The following is a 21,368-nucleotide window of genomic DNA, read 5'->3' as shown; positions in this document are numbered from 1 at the left end:
ATTACTATACGTCTGACTATCCGGAAATAAAAGCGTGTTTTTTCACGTTTTATTGATTATATCCAGTTAATTTTCAGTCAATTGTAAGCAACTTCATCATTTGTATTGTGATGTGGGTGTAACGTTTAGTGCAATAAATAAACAATAAAATGATCTTCCAATCGCGATCCTAGTCACAAATGATACGAAAGTAACATGATAATGTTATTTTAATATCATTGTTGTGTGATTGTTTCTGAGAGGTAGTAAAATGGATATCGCGGTTATTGGCTCCAACATGGTGGATCTCATCACCTACATCAACCAGATGCCCAAAGAAGGGGAAACGCTGGAAGCGCCGGCGTTCAAAATTGGCTGCGGGGGCAAAGGCGCAAATCAGGCCGTTGCGGCCGCTAAGCTCAATTCCAAAGTGCTGATGCTGACAAAAGTCGGTGATGATATTTTTGCGGATAACACTATTCGCAATCTCGAATCCTGGGGAATTAATACTACCTATGTCGAAAAGGTACCCTGCACCAGCAGCGGTGTCGCACCGATCTTTGTTAATGCGAACTCCAGCAACAGTATTCTGATTATTAAAGGAGCGAACAAATTTCTCTCCCCGGAAGATATCGATCGTGCGGCGGAAGATCTGAAAAAATGTCAGCTTATTGTCCTGCAACTGGAGGTGCAGCTGGAAACCGTTTATCACGCGATTGAATTTGGCAAAAAACACGGTATTGAAGTGTTACTAAATCCCGCCCCTGCATTACGGGAATTAGATATGTCTTATGCCTGTAAATGTGATTTTTTTGTGCCGAATGAAACCGAGCTGGAAATATTAACCGGTATGCCAGTAGATACTTATGACCATATTCGCGCAGCGGCACGTTCTCTGGTTGATAAAGGTCTGAACAATATTATCGTCACCATGGGTGAGAAAGGTGCGCTGTGGATGACGCGTGACCAGGAAGTCCATGTTCCAGCGTTTAAAGTGAACGCTGTCGATACCAGTGGCGCAGGCGACGCTTTCATCGGTTGTTTTGCTCACTATTACGTTCAAAGCGGTGATGTGGAAGCCGCCATGAAAAAAGCCGCTCTCTTCGCTGCTTTCAGCGTTACCGGGAAAGGCACTCAATCATCTTATCCAAGCATCGAACAATTTAATGAGTTTCTTACCTTAAACGAATAATACTCCTGCACTGTAAAAGGTAGCACTATGAACGATAAAAACATCATTCAGATGCCTGACGGCTATTTGAATAAGACCCCTCTGTTCCAGTTTATTTTGTTATCCTGTTTATTCCCGTTATGGGGATGCGCAGCCGCATTAAATGATATTCTGATTACGCAATTTAAAAGCGTATTTTCACTCAGCAACTTTGCCTCGGCATTAGTTCAGAGTGCCTTTTATGGCGGTTATTTTTTAATTGCGATTCCAGCATCTCTGGTGATTAAAAAGACCAGTTATAAAGTCGCCATCTTAATGGGGCTGACCCTTTATATCGTTGGGTGTACGCTCTTTTTCCCGGCATCGCACATGGCCACCTACACCATGTTCCTTGCGGCGATTTTCGCGATTGCGATTGGTCTGAGCTTCCTGGAAACAGCAGCCAACACCTACAGCTCAATGATCGGCCCAAAAGCGTATGCCACTTTACGCCTGAACATCAGTCAGACTTTTTATCCTATTGGTGCGGCTGCTGGCATTCTGCTAGGTAAATATCTGGTCTTCTCTGAAGGTGAAAGCCTGGAAAAACAGATGGCCGGGATGAACGCTGAGCAGATCCATAACTTTAAAGTGTTGATGCTGGAAAATACCCTTGAGCCATACAAGTACATGATTATGGTACTGGTTGTGGTGATGGTGTTATTCCTCCTGACTCGCTTCCCGACCTGTAAAGTCGCGCAAACCACGAGTCATAAACGCCCGTCAGCGATGGATACACTGCGTTATCTGGCCAGCAATGCCCGTTTCCGTCGTGGAATTGTGGCGCAATTTCTTTATGTGGGGATGCAGGTCGCGGTGTGGTCATTCACCATCCGTCTGGCACTGGAATTAGGTGATATCAACGAGCGCGACGCCTCAACCTTCATGGTCTATAGCTTCGCCTGCTTCTTTATCGGCAAGTTTATCGCCAACATTTTGATGACGCGCTTCAATCCGGAAAAAGTGCTGATTCTCTATTCCATTATTGGTGCGCTGTTCCTCGTCTATGTTGCACTGGCGCCAAGCTTCAGCGCTGTGTATGTCGCAGTGCTGGTGAGTGTCCTGTTTGGACCCTGCTGGGCGACAATCTATGCGGGTACGCTTGATACCGTGGATAACGAGCATACCGAAATGGCGGGTGCCGTCATTGTCATGGCGATTGTCGGCGCGGCGGTGGTTCCGGCGATTCAGGGCTATGTGGCCGATATGTTCCATTCATTGCAACTTTCGTTCCTGGTTTCCATGCTCTGTTTCGTGTACGTCGGTATCTACTTCTGGCGTGAAAGCAAAGTGCGCAACAACCTGGCTGAAGCGACAGTTTCCTGAGGAGAGCGATCATGACAACACGTATAACGCTGTGGCGAGAACTCTTTGCAGAGCATCCGCGAATCTTACTGAAGAATAACGACTTCACGGTTACCGCATTTCGTTACGCCAGCGGAGTGGAAGGGCTGAAGGTAGAAAACAGTCGTGGACATCTGGTTATTCTGCCCTGGATGGGGCAGATGATCTGGGATGCTCAGTTTGATGGCCATGACCTGACCATGCGTAACATGTTCAGTCAGCCGAAACCGGCGGCGGAAGTGGTGGCGACCTACGGCTGTTTTGCCTTCCACTCAGGTCTGTTGGCAAATGGCTGCCCATCACCAGAGGATTCACATCCTTTGCACGGTGAAATGGCTTGTGCCGCGATGGATGAAGCCTGGCTGGAGCTGGAGGGTGAGAATTTGCGCGTGGGTGGACGCTATGAGTATGTGATGGGGTTCGGTCATCATTATCAGGCGCATCCTGCGGTGGTAATGCACAAAGCGAGCGCGCTGTTTGATATTCAGATGGCGGTTACCAACCTCGCCTCAGTAGCAATGCCGTTGCAGTACATGTGCCATATGAACTATGCCTACGTACCGGAAGCCACCTTCAGCCAGAATATTCCGGATGAGGCCATGAAGCTGCGTGAGTCGATACCCGCGCATGTTAAGCCGACTGAGCAGTGGCTGGCGTTTAATCAGCGGATTGTACAGGGCGAGGCTTCTCTGGCGCGGCTCAATGAACCCCATTTTTACGATCCGGAAATTGTCTTCTTTGCTGACCAACTGGACAGGTACACTGATAAGCCAGAATTTAGCATGATCGCGCCTGATGGCACCACGTTCGTTACGCGTTTCTCCAGCACGGAGCTGAATTATGTGACGCGTTGGATCCTCTACAACGGCGATCAGCAGGTTGCGGCATTCGCCTTGCCTGCAACCTGTCGACCTGAAGGATTCCTGGCAGCACAACGCAATGGCACCTTGATTGGAATAGAACCGCAGCACACCCGGACATTTACAGTCACAACTGGCATAGCCTGATCGCTCAAGGCTTGAACACCAAAGCACTTATCGTTAAGGTAAGCGCTTTTGCTGGGTGGCGGCATTAATGCCTTATCCGGCCTACAACGGCACCCGCCCGTAGGCCTGATAAGCGTAGCGCCATCAGGCATGCCTTAGCGCCAGGATGAACCCATGATTACCGTTGCCCTTATTGACGACCACCTCATCGTCCGCTCCGGCTTTGCCCAACTGCTGGGGCTGGAACCTGATTTGCAGGTGGTCGCTGAGTTTGGCTCAGGCAGTGAGGCGCTGGCGGGATTACCGGGACGCGGCGTGCAGGTGTGTATCTGCGACATCTCGATGCCTGATATCTCCGGTCTTGAACTGTTAAGCCAGTTGCCAAAAGGAATGGCGATTATCATGCTCTCTGTCCACGACAGCCCGGCGCTGGTGGAGCAGGCGCTCAACGCGGGCGCGCGTGGTTTCCTTTCTAAACGTTGTAGCCCGGATGAGCTGATCGCGGCGGTGCATACCGTGGCGACTGGCGGCTGTTACCTGACGCCGGACATCGCCGTCAAACTGGCGGCCGGTCGTCAGGATCCTCTCACCAAACGTGAACGTCAGGTGGCGGAAAAACTGGCGCAAGGTATGGCGGTCAAAGAGATTGCCGCTGAACTGGGTCTGTCTCCGAAAACGGTGCACGTGCATCGCGCCAACCTGATGGAAAAGCTGGGGGTCAGCAACGACGTCGAACTGGCCCGCCGGATGTTTGACGGCTGGCAATGAACACGCTCTGTTCCCGGTTAATCACCGTTGTTGCCTGCTTCTTTATCTTCTCTGCCGCGTGGTTTTGCCTGTGGAGCATCAGCCTGCATCTGGTTGAGCGCCCGGAGCTGGCGGTACTGCTGTTTCCGTTTGGTCTGCGTCTGGGGTTGATGCTGCAATGTCCGCGCGGCTACTGGCCGGTGCTGCTGGGCGCGGAATGGCTGCTTCTTTTCTGGCTGGCGCAGGAAGTGGCGCTGGCCCATTTGCCACTTTTGATGATCGGTAGCTTCCTCACGTTACTCCCGGTGATGTTGATTTCGCGATACCGCCATCAGCGCGACTGGCGCACGCTGTTGTTGCAGGGCGCGGCGCTCACGGCGGCGGCATTGCTGCAATCGCTGCCCTGGCTTGGGCAAGGTGAAGAGGCGTGGAACGCGCTGCTGCTGACGCTCACCGGCGGATTAACGCTGGCGCCGATCTGCCTGGTGTTCTGGCACTATCTGACCAGCACGACCTGGCTGCCGCTGGGCCCGGCGGTGGTGTCGCAGCCGGTGAACTGGCGCGGGCGGCATCTGGTCTGGTACCTGCTGCTGTTTAGCGTCAGCCTGTGGTTACAGCTCGGTTTACCCGCCGAGCTTTCGCGCTTCACGCCGTTTTGCCTCGCGTTGCCGATCATTGCGCTGGCCTGGCACTACGGCTGGCAGGGGGCGCTGATTGCGACGCTGATGAACGCCATCGCGCTGATTGCCAGCCAGACCTGGCACGATCATCCCGTCGATCTGTTGCTCTCGCTGCTGGTGCAAAGCCTGACCGGGCTGCTGCTCGGTGCGGGTATTCAGCGTCTGCGCGAACTTAACCAGTCGCTGCAAAATGAATTAGCACGCAACCATCGTCTGGCGGAACGCCTGCTGGAGACCGAGGAGAGCGTGCGCCGGGATGTGGCGCGCGAACTGCACGATGATATCGGCCAGACCATCACCGCCATTCGCACCCAGGCGGGCATTGTCCAGCGGCTGGCGCCGGAAAACGCAGGGGTGAAGCGCAGCGGAGCGCACATCGAACAACTTTCTCTCGGCGTGTACGATTCGGTGCGTCGCCTGTTAGGCCGTCTGCGACCACGTCAACTGGACGATCTCACGCTGGAGCAGGCCATCCGCTCACTGATGCGCGAAATGGAGCTGGAAAGTCGCGGTATCGTCAGCCATCTCGACTGGCGAATTGATGAATCTGCACTTAGCGAAAGCCAGCGGGTGACGCTGTTTCGCGTCTGTCAGGAAGGGCTGAACAACATCGTTAAGCACGCCAACGCCAGCGCGGTGACGCTTCAGGGCTGGCAACAGGATGAACGGCTAATGCTGGTAATTGAGGATGACGGCAGCGGCCTGCCGCCAGGGTCGAATCAACAGGGATTTGGCCTCACTGGGATGCGTGAACGGATTAGCGCCCTCGGCGGATCGCTCTCGATTTCCTGTACGCACGGCACGCGGGTCAGCGTGTCGTTACCCCAGCGATATGTGTAAGGCGCGGTCATGTTTTCGTTTTTAAAAGCTCCGGCCAGTGCGCCGCTCATTACTGATAAGCGTGAAGTGGATGCCCTCTACCGCTACTGGCGGCGGCATATCCTGACCACCATCTGGCTCGGCTACGCGCTGTTCTATTTCACACGCAAAAGCTTCAATGCCGCCGTACCGGATATCCTCACCAGCGGCGTGCTGACTCGCAGCGACATTGGGCTGCTGGCGACGCTGTTTTACATCACCTACGGCCTGTCGAAGTTTGTTTCCGGTATCGTCAGCGACCGATCCAACGCTCGCTATTTTATGGGCATCGGACTGATTGCCACCGGCGTGGTAAACATTCTGTTTGGATTCTCCACCTCGCTATGGGCCTTTGCGGTGCTGTGGGCGCTGAACGCCTTTTTCCAGGGCTGGGGATCGCCGGTCTGCGCGCGTTTATTGACCGCGTGGTATTCGCGTACTGAACGCGGCGGCTGGTGGGCGCTGTGGAACACCGCGCACAACGTCGGCGGGGCGCTGATCCCTATCGTGATGGCGGCGACAGCGCTGCACTACGGCTGGCGCGCCGGGATGATGATCGCCGGGCTGCTGGCGATTGTGGTGGGGATTTTTCTCTGCTGGCGGCTGCGCGACAGGCCGCAGGCGATTGGTTTGCCGCCAATTGGCGACTGGCGGCATGATGAACTGGAAATTGCCCAACAGCAGGAAGGTGCTGGGCTGAGCCGCAAAGAGATCCTCACCCGTTATGTGCTACTGAATCCTTATATCTGGCTGCTGTCACTGTGTTATGTGCTGGTGTACGTGGTCCGTGCTGCGATTAACGACTGGGGCAATCTGTACATGTCGGAGACGCTCGGCGTGGATCTGGTGACCGCCAATACCGCCGTGACCATGTTCGAACTGGGCGGTTTCATCGGCGCGTTAGTCGCGGGCTGGGGCTCGGACAAGCTGTTTAACGGCAACCGCGGTCCAATGAACCTGATTTTCGCCGCCGGAATTTTGCTCTCCGTTGGCTCGCTGTGGCTAATGCCGTTCGCCAGCTATGTGATGCAGGCCGCGTGCTTCTTCACCACCGGATTCTTCGTCTTCGGCCCGCAGATGCTGATCGGCATGGCGGCGGCGGAGTGTTCGCACAAAGAGGCGGCGGGCGCGGCAACCGGATTTGTCGGGCTGTTTGCTTATCTGGGGGCATCGCTCTCCGGCTGGCCGCTGGCGAAGGTGATGGAGGTCTGGCACTGGACCGGATTCTTTGTGGTGATCGCTATTGCGGCGGGAATTTCCGCGCTGCTGCTGCTGCCGTTTTTAAACGCCCAGGCTCCGCGCGAACTCAACGAAGCGTGATGTACCTCACCTTTTTGCCCCGAGTGGAGCAAAACTAAGAAATTTTCCCGGTTTCACCTGGACGCTGTCTCAGGCGCGTCTTCCGGCTGATTTTTACAATGCCTGCTATTCGCAGGTATAAAAATTAGCTCGGGAGTGTCAAATGCTGGCCTTTCTAAACCAGGTGCGCAAGCCGACCCTGGATCTGCCGCTCGATGTGCGGCGCAAAATGTGGTTCAAACCATTCATGCAGTCCTATCTGGTGGTCTTTATCGGCTACCTGACCATGTACCTGATCCGCAAAAACTTCAACATCGCGCAGAACGACATGATCTCCACCTACGGGCTGAGCATGACGCAGCTGGGGATGATTGGCCTGGGCTTCTCCATCACCTACGGCGTGGGTAAAACGCTGGTTTCCTACTACGCGGATGGCAAAAACACCAAGCAGTTTCTGCCGTTTATGCTGATCCTCTCCGCCATCTGTATGCTCGGCTTCAGCGCCAGCATGGGCGCGGGTTCAACCAGCCTGTTTTTGATGATCGCTTTCTACGCGCTGAGCGGTTTCTTCCAGAGTACTGGCGGCTCATGTAGCTATTCCACCATTACTAAATGGACGCCGCGTCGCAAGCGGGGTTCTTACCTCGGTATGTGGAATATCTCCCACAACCTCGGCGGTGCGGGTGCAGCGGGCGTGGCGCTGTTTGGCGCTAACTATCTGTTCGACGGTCACGTCATCGGTATGTTTATCTTCCCGTCGATTATTGCTCTGATTGTTGGCTTTATCGGCCTGCGCTACGGCAGCGACTCCCCGGAATCTTATGGCCTCGGTAAAGCCGAAGAGCTGTTCGGTGAGGAGATCAGCGAAGAAGACAAAGAAACCGAAGAAAACGAGATGACCAAATGGCAGATCTTTGTTGAGTACGTGCTGAAAAACAAAGTGATCTGGCTGTTATGTTTCTCGAACATCTTCCTGTACGTAGTGCGTATCGGTATCGACCAGTGGTCCACCGTCTACGCTTTCCAGGAGCTGAAGCTCTCCAAAGAAGTGGCGATTCAGGGCTTTACCCTGTTTGAAGTGGGCGCGCTGGTTGGCACGCTGATGTGGGGTTGGCTCTCCGACCTGGCTAACGGTCGTCGTGCGCTGGTGGCCTGTGTAGCGCTGGCGTTGATTATCGCCACCCTGGGCGTTTATCAGCACGCCAGCAACCAGTACGTTTATCTGACTTCGCTGTTTGCGCTGGGCTTCCTGGTGTTTGGTCCACAGCTGTTAATTGGCGTTGCGGCAGTCGGATTTGTGCCGAAAAAAGCGATCGGCGCAGCCGATGGGATTAAAGGCACTTTCGCTTATCTGATTGGTGACAGCTTCGCCAAGCTCGGTTTGGGGATGATTGCCGACGGCACGCCGATTTTCGGGCTGACCGGCTGGGCGGGCACTTTCGCCGCGCTGGATGCTGCCGCTATCGGTTGTATCTGTCTGATGGCCATCGTGGCTGTGTTTGAAGAACGTAAAATTCGCCGCGAGAAAAAAATTCAACAATTGAAAGTAGCTTAAGTTAAGTGTGCATTGGTAACTTTTGCCCGCCTTAATGGCGGGCTTTTTTATGCTCTCAACTGGCTGGTTTCATGTACCAGATTGCGCAGCCACTGATGAGCGGCATCGCGATGCGTGCGTTCATGCCAGGCCATGCTTTTTGTAAAACCGGTTATGGGCAGCGGGGGCGGTAAAACGTGCATACGGGTGTCGTCATACGCCAGACGGGCTGGAACAACGGCAATCATATCACTGATGGCGAGGATGTCCGGCAATACCAGGAAGCTGCTAACCGACAAACCAATCTGCCGTTGGCGTCCGACGCTTGCCAGTGCCTCATCGGTGACGCCCCAGAAACTTTCACCCTCATAAGAAACCAGCACATGCTCCAGCGCGCAGAAGCGATCGAGCGTCAGCGGTTGCCCCGCATCAGGATGCGCATGACGCATGAGACAAACGTACTCTTCATCATATAACGCCCGGCTATGCAGGTTGTCGGGCGTGGAATCCGGCGTCAGCAATGCCAGGTCGATTTTCCCCTGCTCAAACTGTGTGGTGAGCAGCATTGGCTCAACCGGGATCACTCGTACACGAATGCCCGGTGCGCGCACGCGAAGCGCGGCAATAAATGGCACGATAACCGCTTTGAGCGCGTAATCCGTAGCGGCGACGGTAAAGGTGAGCGCTGCGGTGAGCGGGTCAAATTGTGTCGGTTTAAGCAGGATATCGATATCACTGAGGATCTGTTTGACCGGGGCGGCCAACTGTTGGGCACGCAGCGTCGGAACAATGCCATGCGGTGTGCGACTAAACAGCGGATCGTCAAAATAGTCGCGCAGGCGGTTGAGCATACCGCTTACCGCAGGCTGGGTGAGCGATAGCCGCTGCGCCGCCCGGGTTACGCTGCGTTCATCCAGCAGGGCATCCAGCGTTTTTAACAGATTGAGATCGAGCGTTCTGATATCAGATTTCATGATGTCTGCCTGCGAGTTCGATAAGTCACATTATGACACGTTCAGTCGTCGACAGAGGTGAATTTGCCGCTATGATGGGCGTCCTGTCTGGTAATGGATGTGCGCATGATTTGGATAATGCTGGCCACGCTGGTGGTTGTTTTTGTGGTGGGATTTCGGGTGCTAACGTCCGGGTCGCGGCGGGCAATTCGCCGTCTGAGCGAGCGGCTGAACATTGATGTCGTGCCGGTAGAATCGATGATCGATCAGATGGGAAAAGTACAGGGTGAGGCTTTTTTACAGTACCTCCACCGTCCTGATGAATCGCATCTACAAAATGCTGCCCAGGTGCTGTTGATCTGGCAAATCGTTATTGTCGACGGCAGTGAGCAGAACTTGTTGCAATGGCACCGCTGGCTGCAAAAAGCCCGGCTGGCTGCACCGATTACCGACGCGCAGGTGCGTCTGGCGCTCGGTTTTCTGCGCGAGATGGAGCCGGATATGCAGGAGCTTAATGCGTTCCAGATGCGCTATAACGCCTTTTTCCAGCCCGAGGATGGCGTGCACTGGCTGCACTGATATCAAAATTTATGATGACGACTATTTTGAATCGTCATTATCTTTATATCTTACGCGAAAGCATGATGTACCTCGTTAACTCACACGACGAGGTACATCATGAATCAAGCGACTCAACAACGTGCAATTATCTGGCCTGCAGCGTATCTGCCGGGGACGACTGATAACTTTGCTTCAAATGAAATTATCGTTGCCGGACTGAGCGCCCGTGCCGTCTGGGCACAGCTTAATGACACAACGCGCTGGCCGACGTATTACAGCAACGTAGCGGATATCCGTTTTCACGACGGTTCCGGTCCATTGTTAAGCATGGATGCCCGCTTTCGTTTTACGACTTTTGGTTTCCCCATCGAAGCGCAAATCACTGAGTATGTGCCGCCGGTTGACGGCCAGGCCGCGCGTGTTGCCTGGCATGGCTGGGCGGAAGGCGACGCCACTACACGTCTGGATGTGATCCACGCCTGGCTCTTTGAGGATTTACCCGGCGGGCGCGTACGTATTCTGACCCAGGAATCACAAATTGGCGTTCCGGCACAAGAACTGGCACGTACGCTGCCCAATCCGATGATAAACGGTCATCAGGAGTGGATAACCGGCCTGGCCCGGGCTGCGCGTGACGCTTAATTGAGCCAGAAAGGGCTCTCTGTCCTGGGCTGGATAAGGCGCAGCCGATCTCTGGTGAATAGTTGTCAAAACGTTAAATACGTCACAAATTTAATGTTACACTGCGTAACTTTTCTACAATAACCCCACGCAGGTAACAAAATGAGTGAAGCTGTTGAACAAAAATCCCGCGCTGAGGCAAATTCCCGACCTAACTGGTCGGCGGTATTTGCCGTGGCGTTCTGCGTTGCCTGCCTGATAACCGTTGAATTTCTCCCCGTTAGCCTGTTAACGCCGATGGCGCAGGATTTGGGGATTTCTGAAGGCGTGGCCGGGCAATCGGTGACCGTGACGGCATTTGTCGCCATGTTCGCCAGCCTGTTTGTGACGCAAATTATTCAGGCGACCGATCGTCGCTATGTGGTGATCCTGTTTTCGGTGCTACTGACGCTTTCCTGTCTGCTGGTTTCCTTTGCCAATTCTTTTTCGCTGCTGCTCGTTGGCCGCGCCTGCCTCGGTCTGGCGCTTGGCGGCTTCTGGGCGATGTCGGCGTCGCTGACCATGCGTCTGGTTCCTGCACGTACGGTGCCGAAAGCGCTGTCGGTTATTTTTGGCGCGGTCTCCATCGCGCTGGTAATTGCCGCGCCGCTGGGGAGCTTTTTGGGCGGCATTATCGGCTGGCGTAACGTGTTTAATGCGGCGGCGGTAATGGGCGTGCTGTGCACGATTTGGGTGGTGAGAGCGTTGCCTTCGCTGCCTGGTGAACCTTCGCATCAGAAACAAAACATGTTCAGCTTGTTGCAGCGTCCAGGGGTGATGGCCGGGATGATTGCCATCTTCATGTCCTTTGCTGGTCAGTTCGCCTTCTTTACCTATATTCGCCCGATCTATATGAATCTGGCGGGCTTTGACGTTGATGGCCTGACGCTGGTGCTGCTGAGCTTCGGTATTGCCAGTTTCGTTGGTACGTCGTTCTCGTCGATGATTTTGAAGCGTTCGGTCAAACTGGCGTTAGCCGGTGCGCCACTGGTGCTGGCGCTCAGTGCGCTGGTCCTGATCCTGTGGGGCAGCGACAAAGTGGTCGCGGCGGGTATTGCGATTATTTGGGGGCTGTTGTTTGCGCTGGTACCGGTCGGCTGGTCGACGTGGATCACCCGTTCGCTTGCCGATCAGGCAGAAAAAGCTGGATCCGTCCAGGTCGCCGTGATCCAGCTTGCCAATACCTGCGGGGCAGCGGTGGGAGGCTATGCGCTCGATACCCTCGGACTGCTGTCGCCCCTGATGCTTTCCGGCAGCCTGATGCTGCTGACGGCGCTTTTGGTGGCAGCGAAAGTTCGCATAAAAGGTATGCAATAATCTCGGTGTTGTTCGCCGGATAAGGCGTTCTCGCCGTATCCGGCACTTCACGACTCACTAATCAGAACCATGCTTCCCACATGGCACCAAGGTTAAAGTCGTCCAGCGTTTCATCCTGCGTGCCGTTGACCCGCGCGGTGCGATCGTTATCCACCTTGCCGCCGGTGACGTAGAAGCGCAGCATCGGGCGGAACTCCGGTCCCATGGCGATCGACATGTTCTGCGACAGCGTCAGTTTCCAGCCGTGGTTATCCCCGCCGTTGTCGTAATCTACGCGCTGATAGCCCGCTTCCAGCCAGGTGGAGTGAACGTCGTTCCAGAAGTACATTGGACGCACAATCGCGCCGTAGTTCTTACGGTTATCGCTCTTATCGGTGCTGTTATCGTAATCATGGAACGCTAACAGGTATTCCACCTGCGCCTGGCGGGTAAACTTATGACTTCCCTCGAAGCTGGCGTAAACCGTAGTCAGGTCGTCGGTTTTGTTATAGACGCTGTTGTCGGAGTTATCAGAATAACGGGCAATCACTTTATTCACGCCGCTGTCGTTGGTGTGGCTCAGCACGAATGCGCCCTGCCAGGCTTTCAGGCGGTCATCGCTCTCGACGGCTTTGGAGTCAAAACCGTAGTTGGCGTAGATCTCCAGATCCAGCGGGCCCACTTTCATATTGTGAATTTTTGACGTCACAGCGTAGTTGCCTTTATCGCCGGTACCGGAACCGCCGGTACAGGTAATACGCGATGGGTTGGCTTCGTCTTCCATCACTTCCGGGCTGCACGATTCAACTGCGGCAACGGTGGCGACATCAAACTGTACGCCGCCGATGTCGAAGTTCTTCACCCCGGCGCCCTGGCCGTCGTGGTTCATCCAGAAGTAGTCGTTGATACCCTGTTGCGGACGCTGGTGGAAGTCGCGGCCTGCCCAGATATAGGCGTTGGGATTGGATTCCAGTACGTTGGTGACGCCCGCGTAGGCTTTTTTCAGGTTAACTTCGTCGCCCCAGTGGTCGATCATCACGTTGATGTCCCAGATGGCGCCGTTATCGCTTTTGAACGCTTTTGAGAGCTGGAACTCGCCGCCGTTGCCTTCGTTACCCAGGCGACCGATAGCGGAAGCACCGTTGTAGGAGCCATCAACGCCAACGTATTTCTGATCGCCGCTCTGGAAATGCGCGCCGTAACGCGCATAGCCGCTGAATTTCACACCGAACGGAATAGCCATATCCGGCGATTGCGCCGCACTTTGCGGCTCGTTAATGACATCGGTTTTTTTCGCCACGGCGGCGTCCATTTTTGCCTGACGCTCAGCCAGCGCTTTATCGACGGCTTTGGCAACGATGGCATCGATTTGTTCTTGTGTGAATTCCTGTGCGAGGACAGAAATTGGGCACAGCGCGGCGACGACCGCCAGCGTGACTGGAAGTTTTTTTATCATGTTCATGGTTATCTCATCGACACTTTACCCTTCAGTTTGCGTAGAGCATTCTGAATAAGCGTGTGCATTAATTTATTTTAAGATAATAACCATCCCGTCTCGGTTTAATTTGCTATCACCAAAACAAGTTGATTTGTCTATTTAATAACGGGTACAGGGCTGCTTTATTTAATCGTAATGCTTTCTCCGTTGTTGAATGTTTAATTAACGATTAACGCTGATACAGATGAATAATTTCTTCTGACAGTTCGCGGGCTAATAACGACGTCATTAAGTGATCCTGCGCATGCACCATAATTAATGTCATTGGTTGCCGGGCTTCCCCGGCGTCCTGTTCGATCAATTTGGTTTGCATGTGATGAGCCTGACGGGCGTAACCGTCAGCCTCACGAAGCAGGCTTTTTGCCTCGTCAATATTGCCGGCGCGCGCGGCATGCAGCGCTTCAAAGCACAGACTGCGGGACTGCCCGGCATTGACGATGATTTCCATTACTGCTTCTTCTAATGCAATCATGTTGTTCTCTTCCTAATCGAATCCGTTATTTTCGGCGGTCTGGGCAAACCATTCGCCGCTTTTTTTCACCGTACGTTTTTGCGTTGCTAAATCTAACTGAACAAAACCGTAGCGGTTTTTATAACCGTTAAGCCATGACCAGTTATCAATAAAGGTCCACATATGGTAGCCAAGACAATTACAGCCTTCGCTAATTCCTTTATGTAGCCATTTAAGATGATCAGAGACAAATTCAATACGGTAGCTGTCGTTGATTTGCTCTTGCTGAATAAAACGCTGCTCATTCTCGACACCCATACCGTTTTCAGAAATAAAACAGCGCGGGTTGCCATAATTATCACGCAGATTGGTAATAATATCGTAAATACCAGGCTCATAAATTTCCCAGCCACGGTAGGGGTTCATTTTCCGCCCCGGCATTTCGTAATAATCAAACAGCCACTCCGGCATAAACGGTGCATCCGGGTTGACGGCGCTATCACGACATTTCACGCGACGCGGCTGATAGTAGTTGATGCCGAGCAGGTCGATTTTGCCCTCGGCGATTAACTGGCTGTCGCCTGGCTGGCATGTTGGTAACTGATCGTACTCCTTCAGCAGCTCAACCAGATCCGCCGGATATTCACCCTTCAGCACCGGGTCGAGGAAGCTGCGGTTAAACAGCAGATCCGCATAGTGTGCGGCTTTCACATCCGCCGGATTTTGTGAACGCGGGTAGGAAGGCGTTAAATTCAGCACCACGCCGATTTCACCATCATGATTTGCGGCACGATATGCCCGAACCGCCGTCGAATGCGCCAGTACGGTGTGATACGCCACGGTGGCTGCACGTTTGAAATCCACCACATTAGGGTAATGGAAGTCATACAGATAGCCGCCTTCAACCGGGACAATTGGCTCGTTAAAGGTAAACCAGTGCTTAACCCGGTTGCCGAACAATGTAAAACACGTTTGTGCATAGCGGCCAAACGCCTCGACCACTTCACGGTTTTCCCAGCCACCTTTCTCCTGCATCACCATCGGCATGTCGAAATGGAACAGGGTGATAAATGGCGTAATGCCTTGTGCCAACAGCTCGTCGATGACGTTGTTATAGAACTCGACGGCTTCAGGATTAACCTCGCCGGTACCGTCCGGAATCAGGCGCGACCAGCTCAGAGACGTACGGAAGCTGTTGTGCTTCAGCCGTTTGAGCAGTGCGATGTCCTGTTTCCAGTGCTGATAAAAGGTCGAGGTAGTTGCCGGGCCAACTCCCTGATGGAAACGACCTGGCTGACGGTCGAACCACACGTCCCACGTGGTCTGGCTTTTGCCGCCGTTCAGGCTATCCCCTTCGGTTTGCAGCGCTGAGCAGGCACTGCCCCACCAGAAGTTTTCAGGAAAACGGTATCTCATTGTTCTGACTCCTTGATTCATTATGAGTTGCTACGGGCAGCGTTCGCCACGGAGACGGCATCCTGTGCTTTTTGCTCTTCGGTTTTCAGCAAAGAACGTTCGTAAGCACGCAGGAATGGAAGGTACATCAGCGCTGACATCGCCATACAGATAAAGCACATCACCACCGGACTTAATGCCCAGTTTGCGGCCCAGGAAGCACCGATTGGCGCAGGCGTAGTCCACGGCGTCAGTGAAACAACCTGTGCCAGCCAGCCAAGTTTAGTGGCGCTATAGGCCAGCACGGCGTTAACCAGCGGGACGCAGACAAACGGGATGAACAACATCGGGTTCATGATGATTGGCGCACCAAACAGAATAGGCTCATTGATATTAAAGAAACTAGGCACAATTCCCATTTTGCCGATAGTACGCAGATGGGCGACGCGACTGCGCAGCAGCAGGAATGCCAGCGGTAAAGTTGAACCGACGCCGCCAATCAGCAGGTAGTGATCCCAGAAACCTTGCAGATAGACATGGGGCAGCGCAGCGCCCGCTGCCAGAGCGGCCTGGTTAGCGGACAGGTTCGCCATCCAGAATGGGTTCATGATGCCGGTTACGATCAATGAGCCGTGAATGCCGGCAAACCAGAAAATCTGGCACAACAGCACAGAAAGCAGAATAGCGGGCAGTGAGTCAGAAGCGGAAACCAGCGGCTCCAGCAGGTGCATAATCGCCTGCGGGATGATCATCCCGGTTTGTGCTTCGATAAACAGGTTCAGCGGATGCAGGGTCGCAATCACCACCAGTACCGGAATGAGGATCTCGAATGAACGCGCGACGCCGGTCGGGACTTCCTTCGGCAGGCGGATTGTCACGTTATTCTGCTTCAGCCATGCATATATACGGGTGGAGTAAATGGCGGTGATGAGGGCGGTAAAGATACCCTGACCGGAAAGATACTGCGTCGAGATTTTACCGTCGGCATAGGGCGCAGCAACCAGTAAAAACGCCATAAAGGCCAGCAGGCCAGACATCACCGGATCGAGGTTAAACTGACGGCCCAGGCTGGCACCAATGCCCACGGAGATAAAGAACGTCATAACACCCATGCTGAGGTTAAACGGCAGCATCAGCTGTTCACGATAAGTTGCCGAGAAATCGAGCCAGCCCCGGGCAAAGCTGTTGGTAGTATCGGCAGAGAACGGCGGAAAAATAAACACCAGCATGAAGGAGCCGATGATCATAAACGGCAGCGCCGCCGTAAAACCGTCACGAATTGCAATCACATACTTCTGCTGCCCTAACTTGCCAGCGAGCGGGGTGATGGATTGTTCAATGACGGCAACCATTGACTGATATAACGAACTCATAATGACACCTTTCTAGTGTGTCGCTTCAATCAGCGACAGAGCATAATCCAGCACTTTGTCACCGCGTTGCATACCGTAATCCATCATATCTATGGCTTTTACGGGTATACCCTGGGTGGCAGCCTTTTCGGAGAGCGTATTAAGCATGTACTTTACCTGGGGGCCGAGTAGCACCACCTGGTAATTTGGAAACTGAATGTCAAATTCGGAAACACCGTAGGCCTCAATCTTCACAGGCAATCCGCGAGACTCTGCCTCTTCAACCATTTTGCGAACCAGCAAGCTGGTGGACATCCCTGCCGAACAACACAACATAATCCTGAACATAGTGAACCATCCTTTAAATGTAAAAACTTATTGCGAGTCTGATTTGATATCATACGGAAACCGGTTTCCATTCATGGAAAACAGAACTGTGACGGCCATCAAGATCTTATTCTTATAAGGCTAATTATTTGGATTTAGCTCACGAAATTAGCTGTGAAGATCTCTTTTTGAGTCCAAATGGAAAATCGGTTTCCATGAAAAACGGAAACAGCTATACTGCGGATGGTGATTATTTGAGCCAATGTTACATTCAGGATGGAAAGGGCCAGGCGGGTCCTGTCAGGGGAGAATGATGTCTACTATCAACGATGTATCGCGTTTGGCTGGCGTGTCAAAAGCCACTGTGTCACGCGTGTTGAGCGGATCGCGTGGCGTAAAAGAGGCCAGCCGCCTCGCCGTGTTGAAAGCGGTGGATGAACTCAATTATCGTCCGAACGTGATTGCGCAGTCGCTACTCAGCCAGTCTACGGGCTGTATCGGCGTGATATGCGCGCAGGACAACATTAATCAGACCACGGGTTATCTCTATGCGCTGGAAAAGCATCTTAGCCAGCATCAAAAGCACCTGCTGCTGCGTTTTGCCAATACCAAAGCGGAAGTCATGAGCGCTCTTGATGAATTAAGCTGCGGCTTGTGCGATGACGTCCTGATTATTGGCGCGCGTTTTCCGCTGAACATCAATCAGGAGAATGTCATTCTGGTGGATTGTCTGGATTCCGGCGATGACGTCAACAGCATCCAGTTCGATCATGAGTTCGCTACCGAAACCGCCTGTAACTACCTGATAAGTCAGAACCGACGCCAGATTGCTTTAATTCATCCGGACGGGATGGGTTTCTCCGATCAGGTGCTGTTGGGCTATAAACACGCGCTGGAAAAAAACTTCCTGCCGTTTAACCGTAACCTGGTATTTATGGCTGCAACGTCATCGTCAGTGGCCTTGCAGGAGCTGCTGAACAACGCGTCGACGCTGAATTTTAACGCGCTGCTGGTGGCGGATGAACAGCAGGCACAGCGGGTGATCCCGCAGTTGCAGGCGTTTAATAAATCAGTACCGCAAGACATTATGGTCTTTAGCCTGGCCGGTTCGCTGCATCTGCCGGGAATCCCTACGATCCCGGCGATTGAATATTCCATGGACGCCATGGCGGCGCGGATCGTCAGTTGGCTCAACGAGAAAACCCAGAGCGTGCTGGGGTCGTACGTGCTGCGCGGCGACTTAATTATTCCTCAGCGTTAACGCTTTCCCTCTGGCGTGGGGCTATTTCGCTTCACGCCTATAAATCCGGGCATTCAACTTTGCCAAGCGCTTCCCAGTAGTTGTTTTGATTGTTTCTTTGAATTGCCAGAATGGCTTCGCGGATGTGCTGCTGATTACGCGTATCAGCCATAATCGTTTTTTCCCACACCTCATCAGATGGCGACCCTTGCGGGGTGCAAATCTTACGTAAATCCTTCATAACGGTATTCTTTTCGTGTACAGCCTGCAGACTGCCATAAGCCGAGTCGGCATGTGCCAGACCGGGTAGCGTGAAAAGGACGGCAATAATCGGAAAAATGACTCGTTTCATGATAATAATCCTTGTTGTCTATGCGCATCATCTCAAGAGTAAGTGTAGACGGCATACGACTCACTCATCACCCTGTGTTAATGTCAAAAATAAATCAGCCAGAAGTTGTAGTTATTTCAGGAGGATAGGATGCAAATACAGATTACAGATACGATTACCGAAGACGATCAAAATGCCCTGCTTGCCGGATTGCGCGCTTACAACCGGCAGTTTCTGAGAACCACCAATTTTGGCGACCTGGCGGTGTACTGGCGCGATGAGCGCAATGACATTCTGGGTGGGCTGATCGGCAAAATCAAAGGCGAATGGCTGTGCATTGATTTTCTGTGGATGCATGACTCGCTGCGTAAAGGTGGTTACGGCACAAAATTGATGCAGGCCGCAGAACAGACGGCGCGTGAGAGAGGATGCCTGCATGCGCTGGTGGATACCATGAGTTTCCAGGCGCTGCCGTTTTATCAGAAAAACGGTTATCAGCTGCAAATGACCCTCGATAACTTCCCGGAAACCGGTTCCGCGCGCCATTATTTGTCGAAAACGTTTTGATGACCGGAAGGTCTGGATGCTGCCGCCAAAGAGGATTTAGGTACTTGCCCGGAGGTGATCACGCTTACCGGGCATTTTTGCGAGCGTTATTCCCTGAAAATGAATACATTGCAAAAGCATGTATTTATCCGCCAAGCCGCCTCGCAACTAGAAAAGTTCACAGATGTTGTGTGTGCGACTGGCGAGTATGGTTCCGTCATCTTGTTCTTCTGGTGACGGACCGCCATGAAAAAACCAACAACTTCTACGCCGCATGATGCGGTATTTAAAAAGTTCTTAAGCCATCCAGAAACGGCACGGGATTTTCTTGATAGCTATCTTCCCGCACCATTACGTGAACTTTGCGATCTGAACACACTGAAGCTGGAGCCAGGGAGTTTTATTGAGGAAGACCTGCGTGCCAGTTATTCCGATGTTCTGTGGTCGCTAAAGACGAGAACTGGTAAAGGCTATATCTACGCGTTGATTGAACACCAGAGTTCACCGGATGCTCATATGGCATTCCGAATGATGCGTTACGCCATTGCCGCGATGCAGAATCACCTTGATGCTGGCCACAAAACGCTGCCGCTGGTGGTTCCGATACTTTTTTACCATGGCGTTGCCAGCCCGTACCCTTTTTCGCTGTGCTGGCTGGATGAGTTTGACGATCCAGAGACTGCGCGGCAGCTTTATAGCGCGACCTTCCCGCTGGTCGATATCACGGTGGTGTCTGATGATGAGATTATGCAGCACCGGCGAGTGGCACTACTGGAACTTGTCCAGAAGCATATACGCGAGCGCGATTTGATGGTGCTGGTCGATAAACTGGTTGCCCTGTTGATTAAGGGACACGCTAATGACAGTCAGGTAGAAACGCTATTTAATTACCTGGTGCAGTCTGGCAGCGCACCGCGTTTTGAGGCGTTTATTCGAGAGGTTGCCCTGCGCGTTCCCCAGCATAAGGAGAGATTAATGACGATTGCAGAATGCTTACGTGAGTCGGGGCGAAGGACAGGGTTGCTAGAGGGCAAACTCGAAGGCAAACGCGAGGGCAAAAAAGACGAAGCGTTGCGGATAGCCCATGCCATGCTTGAGAAGGGGATCGATCGTGAACTGGTGCTAATTATTACCGGGCTTGCAATTGATGAACTAACGGTATCTTCCGACTAATTTATCTTAGCCCCATTATGCTTTTTTCTTCTTGCTGATGCTTTTTCGTTTTTTAAACCGCAGCGGCCTTCCCGCTATAGTCATTTCATTACTCATCAGGCGGTTATTGCAAAAGGATAAAACGTGAAGCTGAAGATACCTTATTTCGGGGCCGGGGCGGCGGTATTACTGGCGGGATTATTGCTGGCAGGATGCGATCAACAGAGCAGCGATGCAAAGCATATAAAAGTGGGTGTAATTAACGGTGCTGAGCAGGATGTAGCGGAGGTCGCGAAGAAAGTCGCTAAAGAAAAATATGGTCTGGAGGTGGAACTGGTGGGTTTTAGCGGTTCTCTGTTGCCCAACGATGCCACCAATCATGGTGAGCTGGATGCCAACGTCTTCCAGCATCGTCCGTTCCTTGAACAAGATAATAAAGCACACGACTATAAGCTGGTTGCGGTGGGCAATACCTTTGTGTTCCCGATGGCTGGTTATTCGAAGAAAATCAAAACTGTCGCTGAACTAAAAGACGGTGCAACGATTGCAATACCTAACGATCCAACCAACCTGGGCCGGGCACTGTTGCTACTGCAAAAAGAGAAGTTAATTACGCTGAAAGCGGATACCGGCCTGCTGCCAACAGCGTTGGATATTACTGATAATCCTCGGCATCTGAAAATTATGGAACTGGAAGGTGCGCAGTTGCCGCGTGTGCTGGACGATCAGAAAGTGGATGTGGCGATTATCAGTACCACCTACATCCAGCAAACCGGGCTTTCCCCGGTACATGACAGCGTATTTATTGAAGACAAAAACTCACCGTATGTGAACATTCTGGTGGCGCGAGAAGACAATAAAGATGCCGAGAATGTGAAAGAATTCCTGCAATCTTATCAGTCACCTGAAGTGGCAAAGGCGGCAGAAACTATCTTTAACGGTGGCGCGGTTCCGGGCTGGTAATCATGA

At 52.8% G+C, this 21,368-nt stretch carries 21 protein-coding genes; 14 read left to right on the top strand and 7 right to left on the bottom strand.

Annotated features, from left to right (window positions below):
* The first annotated feature begins 250 nt into the window (after nucleotides 1-250).
* The 7 genes from rbsK to uhpT all read left to right on the top strand — a co-directional run bounded on the left by rbsK (nucleotide 251) and on the right by uhpT (nucleotide 8,658).
* Entirely contained in the window at nucleotides 251-1,171 is a 921-nt protein-coding gene (rbsK, locus tag ACHHZ7_RS13000) for a ribokinase (protein WP_003827124.1), read from the top strand.
* 27 nt (nucleotides 1,172-1,198) lie between these two features.
* Nucleotides 1,199-2,515 (top strand): L-fucose:H+ symporter permease, encoded by a 1,317-nt coding sequence (fucP, locus tag ACHHZ7_RS12995; RefSeq protein ID WP_003827126.1) that lies wholly within the window; start codon nucleotides 1,199-1,201, stop codon nucleotides 2,513-2,515.
* A gap of 11 nt (nucleotides 2,516-2,526) precedes the next feature.
* Nucleotides 2,527-3,540: an aldose 1-epimerase family protein gene (locus ACHHZ7_RS12990; RefSeq protein WP_060682990.1), complete on the top strand. Its 1,014-nt coding sequence runs from the start codon at nucleotides 2,527-2,529 to the stop codon at nucleotides 3,538-3,540.
* A 153-nt stretch (nucleotides 3,541-3,693) separates the two neighbouring features.
* Nucleotides 3,694-4,287 (top strand): transcriptional regulator UhpA, encoded by a 594-nt coding sequence (gene uhpA, locus ACHHZ7_RS12985; RefSeq protein WP_003023923.1) that lies wholly within the window; start codon nucleotides 3,694-3,696, stop codon nucleotides 4,285-4,287.
* Nucleotides 4,284-5,786, top strand: coding sequence for a signal transduction histidine-protein kinase/phosphatase UhpB (uhpB, locus tag ACHHZ7_RS12980; RefSeq protein WP_057066455.1), 1,503 nt, complete (start codon nucleotides 4,284-4,286; stop codon nucleotides 5,784-5,786). The genes uhpA and uhpB overlap by 4 nt, the downstream gene beginning before the upstream one ends.
* Before the next feature lie 9 nt (nucleotides 5,787-5,795).
* Nucleotides 5,796-7,124, top strand: a complete 1,329-nt coding sequence (locus ACHHZ7_RS12975) for an MFS transporter (RefSeq protein WP_008786521.1) — start codon at nucleotides 5,796-5,798, stop codon at nucleotides 7,122-7,124.
* Between the two features lie 142 nt (nucleotides 7,125-7,266).
* Nucleotides 7,267-8,658, top strand: a complete 1,392-nt coding sequence (gene uhpT / locus ACHHZ7_RS12970) for a hexose-6-phosphate:phosphate antiporter (protein ID WP_008786520.1) — start codon at nucleotides 7,267-7,269, stop codon at nucleotides 8,656-8,658.
* 47 nt (nucleotides 8,659-8,705) lie between these two features.
* Here uhpT and ACHHZ7_RS12965 read toward each other — a convergent pair whose 3' ends face one another.
* A complete protein-coding gene (locus ACHHZ7_RS12965) occupies nucleotides 8,706-9,611 on the bottom strand; it encodes a LysR family transcriptional regulator (protein ID WP_060682989.1) in 906 nt (301 codons plus the stop codon).
* 105 nt (nucleotides 9,612-9,716) lie between these two features.
* Between ACHHZ7_RS12965 and ACHHZ7_RS12960 the strand changes: the two genes are divergently transcribed.
* The 3 genes from ACHHZ7_RS12960 to nepI all read left to right on the top strand — a co-directional run bounded on the left by ACHHZ7_RS12960 (nucleotide 9,717) and on the right by nepI (nucleotide 12,128).
* Nucleotides 9,717-10,169 carry a DUF1198 family protein gene (locus ACHHZ7_RS12960; protein ID WP_003827141.1) on the top strand — a complete coding sequence of 151 codons (453 nt, stop codon included), beginning with the start codon at nucleotides 9,717-9,719 and terminating at the stop codon, nucleotides 10,167-10,169.
* A 99-nt stretch (nucleotides 10,170-10,268) separates the two neighbouring features.
* Nucleotides 10,269-10,793, top strand: a complete 525-nt coding sequence (locus ACHHZ7_RS12955; protein WP_003827143.1) for an SRPBCC domain-containing protein — start codon at nucleotides 10,269-10,271, stop codon at nucleotides 10,791-10,793.
* 141 nt (nucleotides 10,794-10,934) lie between these two features.
* A complete protein-coding gene (gene nepI, locus ACHHZ7_RS12950; protein ID WP_008786516.1) occupies nucleotides 10,935-12,128 on the top strand; it encodes a purine ribonucleoside efflux pump NepI in 1,194 nt (397 codons plus the stop codon).
* Nucleotides 12,129-12,189: 61 nt separating this feature from the next.
* Here nepI and ACHHZ7_RS12945 read toward each other — a convergent pair whose 3' ends face one another.
* From ACHHZ7_RS12945 to ACHHZ7_RS12925, 5 genes are all read right to left on the bottom strand, one after another.
* On the bottom strand, nucleotides 12,190-13,569 hold the full coding sequence (locus tag ACHHZ7_RS12945; RefSeq protein ID WP_008786515.1) for a carbohydrate porin: 1,380 nt from the start codon (nucleotides 13,567-13,569) through the stop codon (nucleotides 12,190-12,192).
* A 205-nt stretch (nucleotides 13,570-13,774) separates the two neighbouring features.
* Nucleotides 13,775-14,077 (bottom strand): PTS lactose/cellobiose transporter subunit IIA, encoded by a 303-nt coding sequence (locus ACHHZ7_RS12940; protein ID WP_008786514.1) that lies wholly within the window; start codon nucleotides 14,075-14,077, stop codon nucleotides 13,775-13,777.
* Nucleotides 14,078-14,089: 12 nt separating this feature from the next.
* Entirely contained in the window at nucleotides 14,090-15,472 is a 1,383-nt protein-coding gene (locus ACHHZ7_RS12935; RefSeq protein ID WP_060682988.1) for a glycoside hydrolase family 1 protein, read from the bottom strand.
* 20 nt (nucleotides 15,473-15,492) lie between these two features.
* On the bottom strand, nucleotides 15,493-16,824 hold the full coding sequence (locus ACHHZ7_RS12930; protein ID WP_008786512.1) for a PTS cellobiose transporter subunit IIC: 1,332 nt from the start codon (nucleotides 16,822-16,824) through the stop codon (nucleotides 15,493-15,495).
* Between the two features lie 12 nt (nucleotides 16,825-16,836).
* A complete protein-coding gene (locus tag ACHHZ7_RS12925; protein ID WP_008786511.1) occupies nucleotides 16,837-17,151 on the bottom strand; it encodes a PTS sugar transporter subunit IIB in 315 nt (104 codons plus the stop codon).
* Nucleotides 17,152-17,443: 292 nt separating this feature from the next.
* On the opposite strand from ACHHZ7_RS12925, the gene ACHHZ7_RS12920 reads away from it, so the two are divergent.
* The gene (locus tag ACHHZ7_RS12920) at nucleotides 17,444-18,391 is read left to right on the top strand and encodes a LacI family DNA-binding transcriptional regulator (RefSeq protein WP_032941556.1); all 948 of its coding nucleotides are present in this window, start codon (nucleotides 17,444-17,446) and stop codon (nucleotides 18,389-18,391) included.
* A 37-nt stretch (nucleotides 18,392-18,428) separates the two neighbouring features.
* Here the strand turns inward: ACHHZ7_RS12920 and ACHHZ7_RS12915 are convergent, their stop codons facing one another.
* The gene (locus tag ACHHZ7_RS12915; protein ID WP_008786509.1) at nucleotides 18,429-18,722 is read right to left on the bottom strand and encodes a YicS family protein; all 294 of its coding nucleotides are present in this window, start codon (nucleotides 18,720-18,722) and stop codon (nucleotides 18,429-18,431) included.
* A 129-nt stretch (nucleotides 18,723-18,851) separates the two neighbouring features.
* On the opposite strand from ACHHZ7_RS12915, the gene ACHHZ7_RS12910 reads away from it, so the two are divergent.
* From ACHHZ7_RS12910 to nlpA, 3 genes are all read left to right on the top strand, one after another.
* A complete protein-coding gene (locus tag ACHHZ7_RS12910; protein WP_003827152.1) occupies nucleotides 18,852-19,268 on the top strand; it encodes a GNAT family N-acetyltransferase in 417 nt (138 codons plus the stop codon).
* 225 nt (nucleotides 19,269-19,493) lie between these two features.
* On the top strand, nucleotides 19,494-20,420 hold the full coding sequence (locus ACHHZ7_RS12905; protein ID WP_060682987.1) for an Rpn family recombination-promoting nuclease/putative transposase: 927 nt from the start codon (nucleotides 19,494-19,496) through the stop codon (nucleotides 20,418-20,420).
* A 123-nt stretch (nucleotides 20,421-20,543) separates the two neighbouring features.
* Nucleotides 20,544-21,362 carry a lipoprotein NlpA gene (gene nlpA / locus ACHHZ7_RS12900; RefSeq protein WP_008786507.1) on the top strand — a complete coding sequence of 273 codons (819 nt, stop codon included), beginning with the start codon at nucleotides 20,544-20,546 and terminating at the stop codon, nucleotides 21,360-21,362.
* Nucleotides 21,363-21,368 lie beyond the last annotated feature (6 nt).

This window comes from Citrobacter freundii complex sp. 2024EL-00216 (assembly GCF_043945515.1).
Taxonomy (GTDB): Bacteria; Pseudomonadota; Gammaproteobacteria; order Enterobacterales; family Enterobacteriaceae; genus Citrobacter; species Citrobacter portucalensis.
This window is presented reverse-complemented; position numbering and strand designations above follow the sequence as displayed.

Bases quoted from the DNA above. Each gene is read 5' to 3' on its own strand.
- uhpB (WP_057066455.1), top strand. From the start codon at position 4,284: ATGAACACGCTCTGTTCCCGGTTAATCACCGTTGTTGCCTGCTTCTTT.
- ACHHZ7_RS12960 (WP_003827141.1), top strand. From the start codon at position 9,717: ATGATTTGGATAATGCTGGCCACGCTGGTGGTTGTTTTTGTGGTGGGA.
- ACHHZ7_RS12955 (WP_003827143.1), top strand. From the start codon at position 10,269: ATGAATCAAGCGACTCAACAACGTGCAATTATCTGGCCTGCAGCGTAT.
- uhpT (WP_008786520.1), top strand. From the start codon at position 7,267: ATGCTGGCCTTTCTAAACCAGGTGCGCAAGCCGACCCTGGATCTGCCG.
- ACHHZ7_RS12925 (WP_008786511.1), bottom strand. From the start codon at position 17,151: ATGTTCAGGATTATGTTGTGTTGTTCGGCAGGGATGTCCACCAGCTTG.
- fucP (WP_003827126.1), top strand. From the start codon at position 1,199: ATGAACGATAAAAACATCATTCAGATGCCTGACGGCTATTTGAATAAG.
- ACHHZ7_RS12920 (WP_032941556.1), top strand. From the start codon at position 17,444: ATGTCTACTATCAACGATGTATCGCGTTTGGCTGGCGTGTCAAAAGCC.
- nepI (WP_008786516.1), top strand. From the start codon at position 10,935: ATGAGTGAAGCTGTTGAACAAAAATCCCGCGCTGAGGCAAATTCCCGA.
- ACHHZ7_RS12990 (WP_060682990.1), top strand. From the start codon at position 2,527: ATGACAACACGTATAACGCTGTGGCGAGAACTCTTTGCAGAGCATCCG.
- ACHHZ7_RS12905 (WP_060682987.1), top strand. From the start codon at position 19,494: ATGAAAAAACCAACAACTTCTACGCCGCATGATGCGGTATTTAAAAAG.
- ACHHZ7_RS12910 (WP_003827152.1), top strand. From the start codon at position 18,852: ATGCAAATACAGATTACAGATACGATTACCGAAGACGATCAAAATGCC.
- ACHHZ7_RS12940 (WP_008786514.1), bottom strand. From the start codon at position 14,077: ATGATTGCATTAGAAGAAGCAGTAATGGAAATCATCGTCAATGCCGGG.
- ACHHZ7_RS12945 (WP_008786515.1), bottom strand. From the start codon at position 13,569: ATGAACATGATAAAAAAACTTCCAGTCACGCTGGCGGTCGTCGCCGCG.
- ACHHZ7_RS12975 (WP_008786521.1), top strand. From the start codon at position 5,796: ATGTTTTCGTTTTTAAAAGCTCCGGCCAGTGCGCCGCTCATTACTGAT.
- ACHHZ7_RS12930 (WP_008786512.1), bottom strand. From the start codon at position 16,824: ATGAGTTCGTTATATCAGTCAATGGTTGCCGTCATTGAACAATCCATC.
- ACHHZ7_RS12965 (WP_060682989.1), bottom strand. From the start codon at position 9,611: ATGAAATCTGATATCAGAACGCTCGATCTCAATCTGTTAAAAACGCTG.
- ACHHZ7_RS12935 (WP_060682988.1), bottom strand. From the start codon at position 15,472: ATGAGATACCGTTTTCCTGAAAACTTCTGGTGGGGCAGTGCCTGCTCA.
- rbsK (WP_003827124.1), top strand. From the start codon at position 251: ATGGATATCGCGGTTATTGGCTCCAACATGGTGGATCTCATCACCTAC.
- ACHHZ7_RS12915 (WP_008786509.1), bottom strand. From the start codon at position 18,722: ATGAAACGAGTCATTTTTCCGATTATTGCCGTCCTTTTCACGCTACCC.
- uhpA (WP_003023923.1), top strand. From the start codon at position 3,694: ATGATTACCGTTGCCCTTATTGACGACCACCTCATCGTCCGCTCCGGC.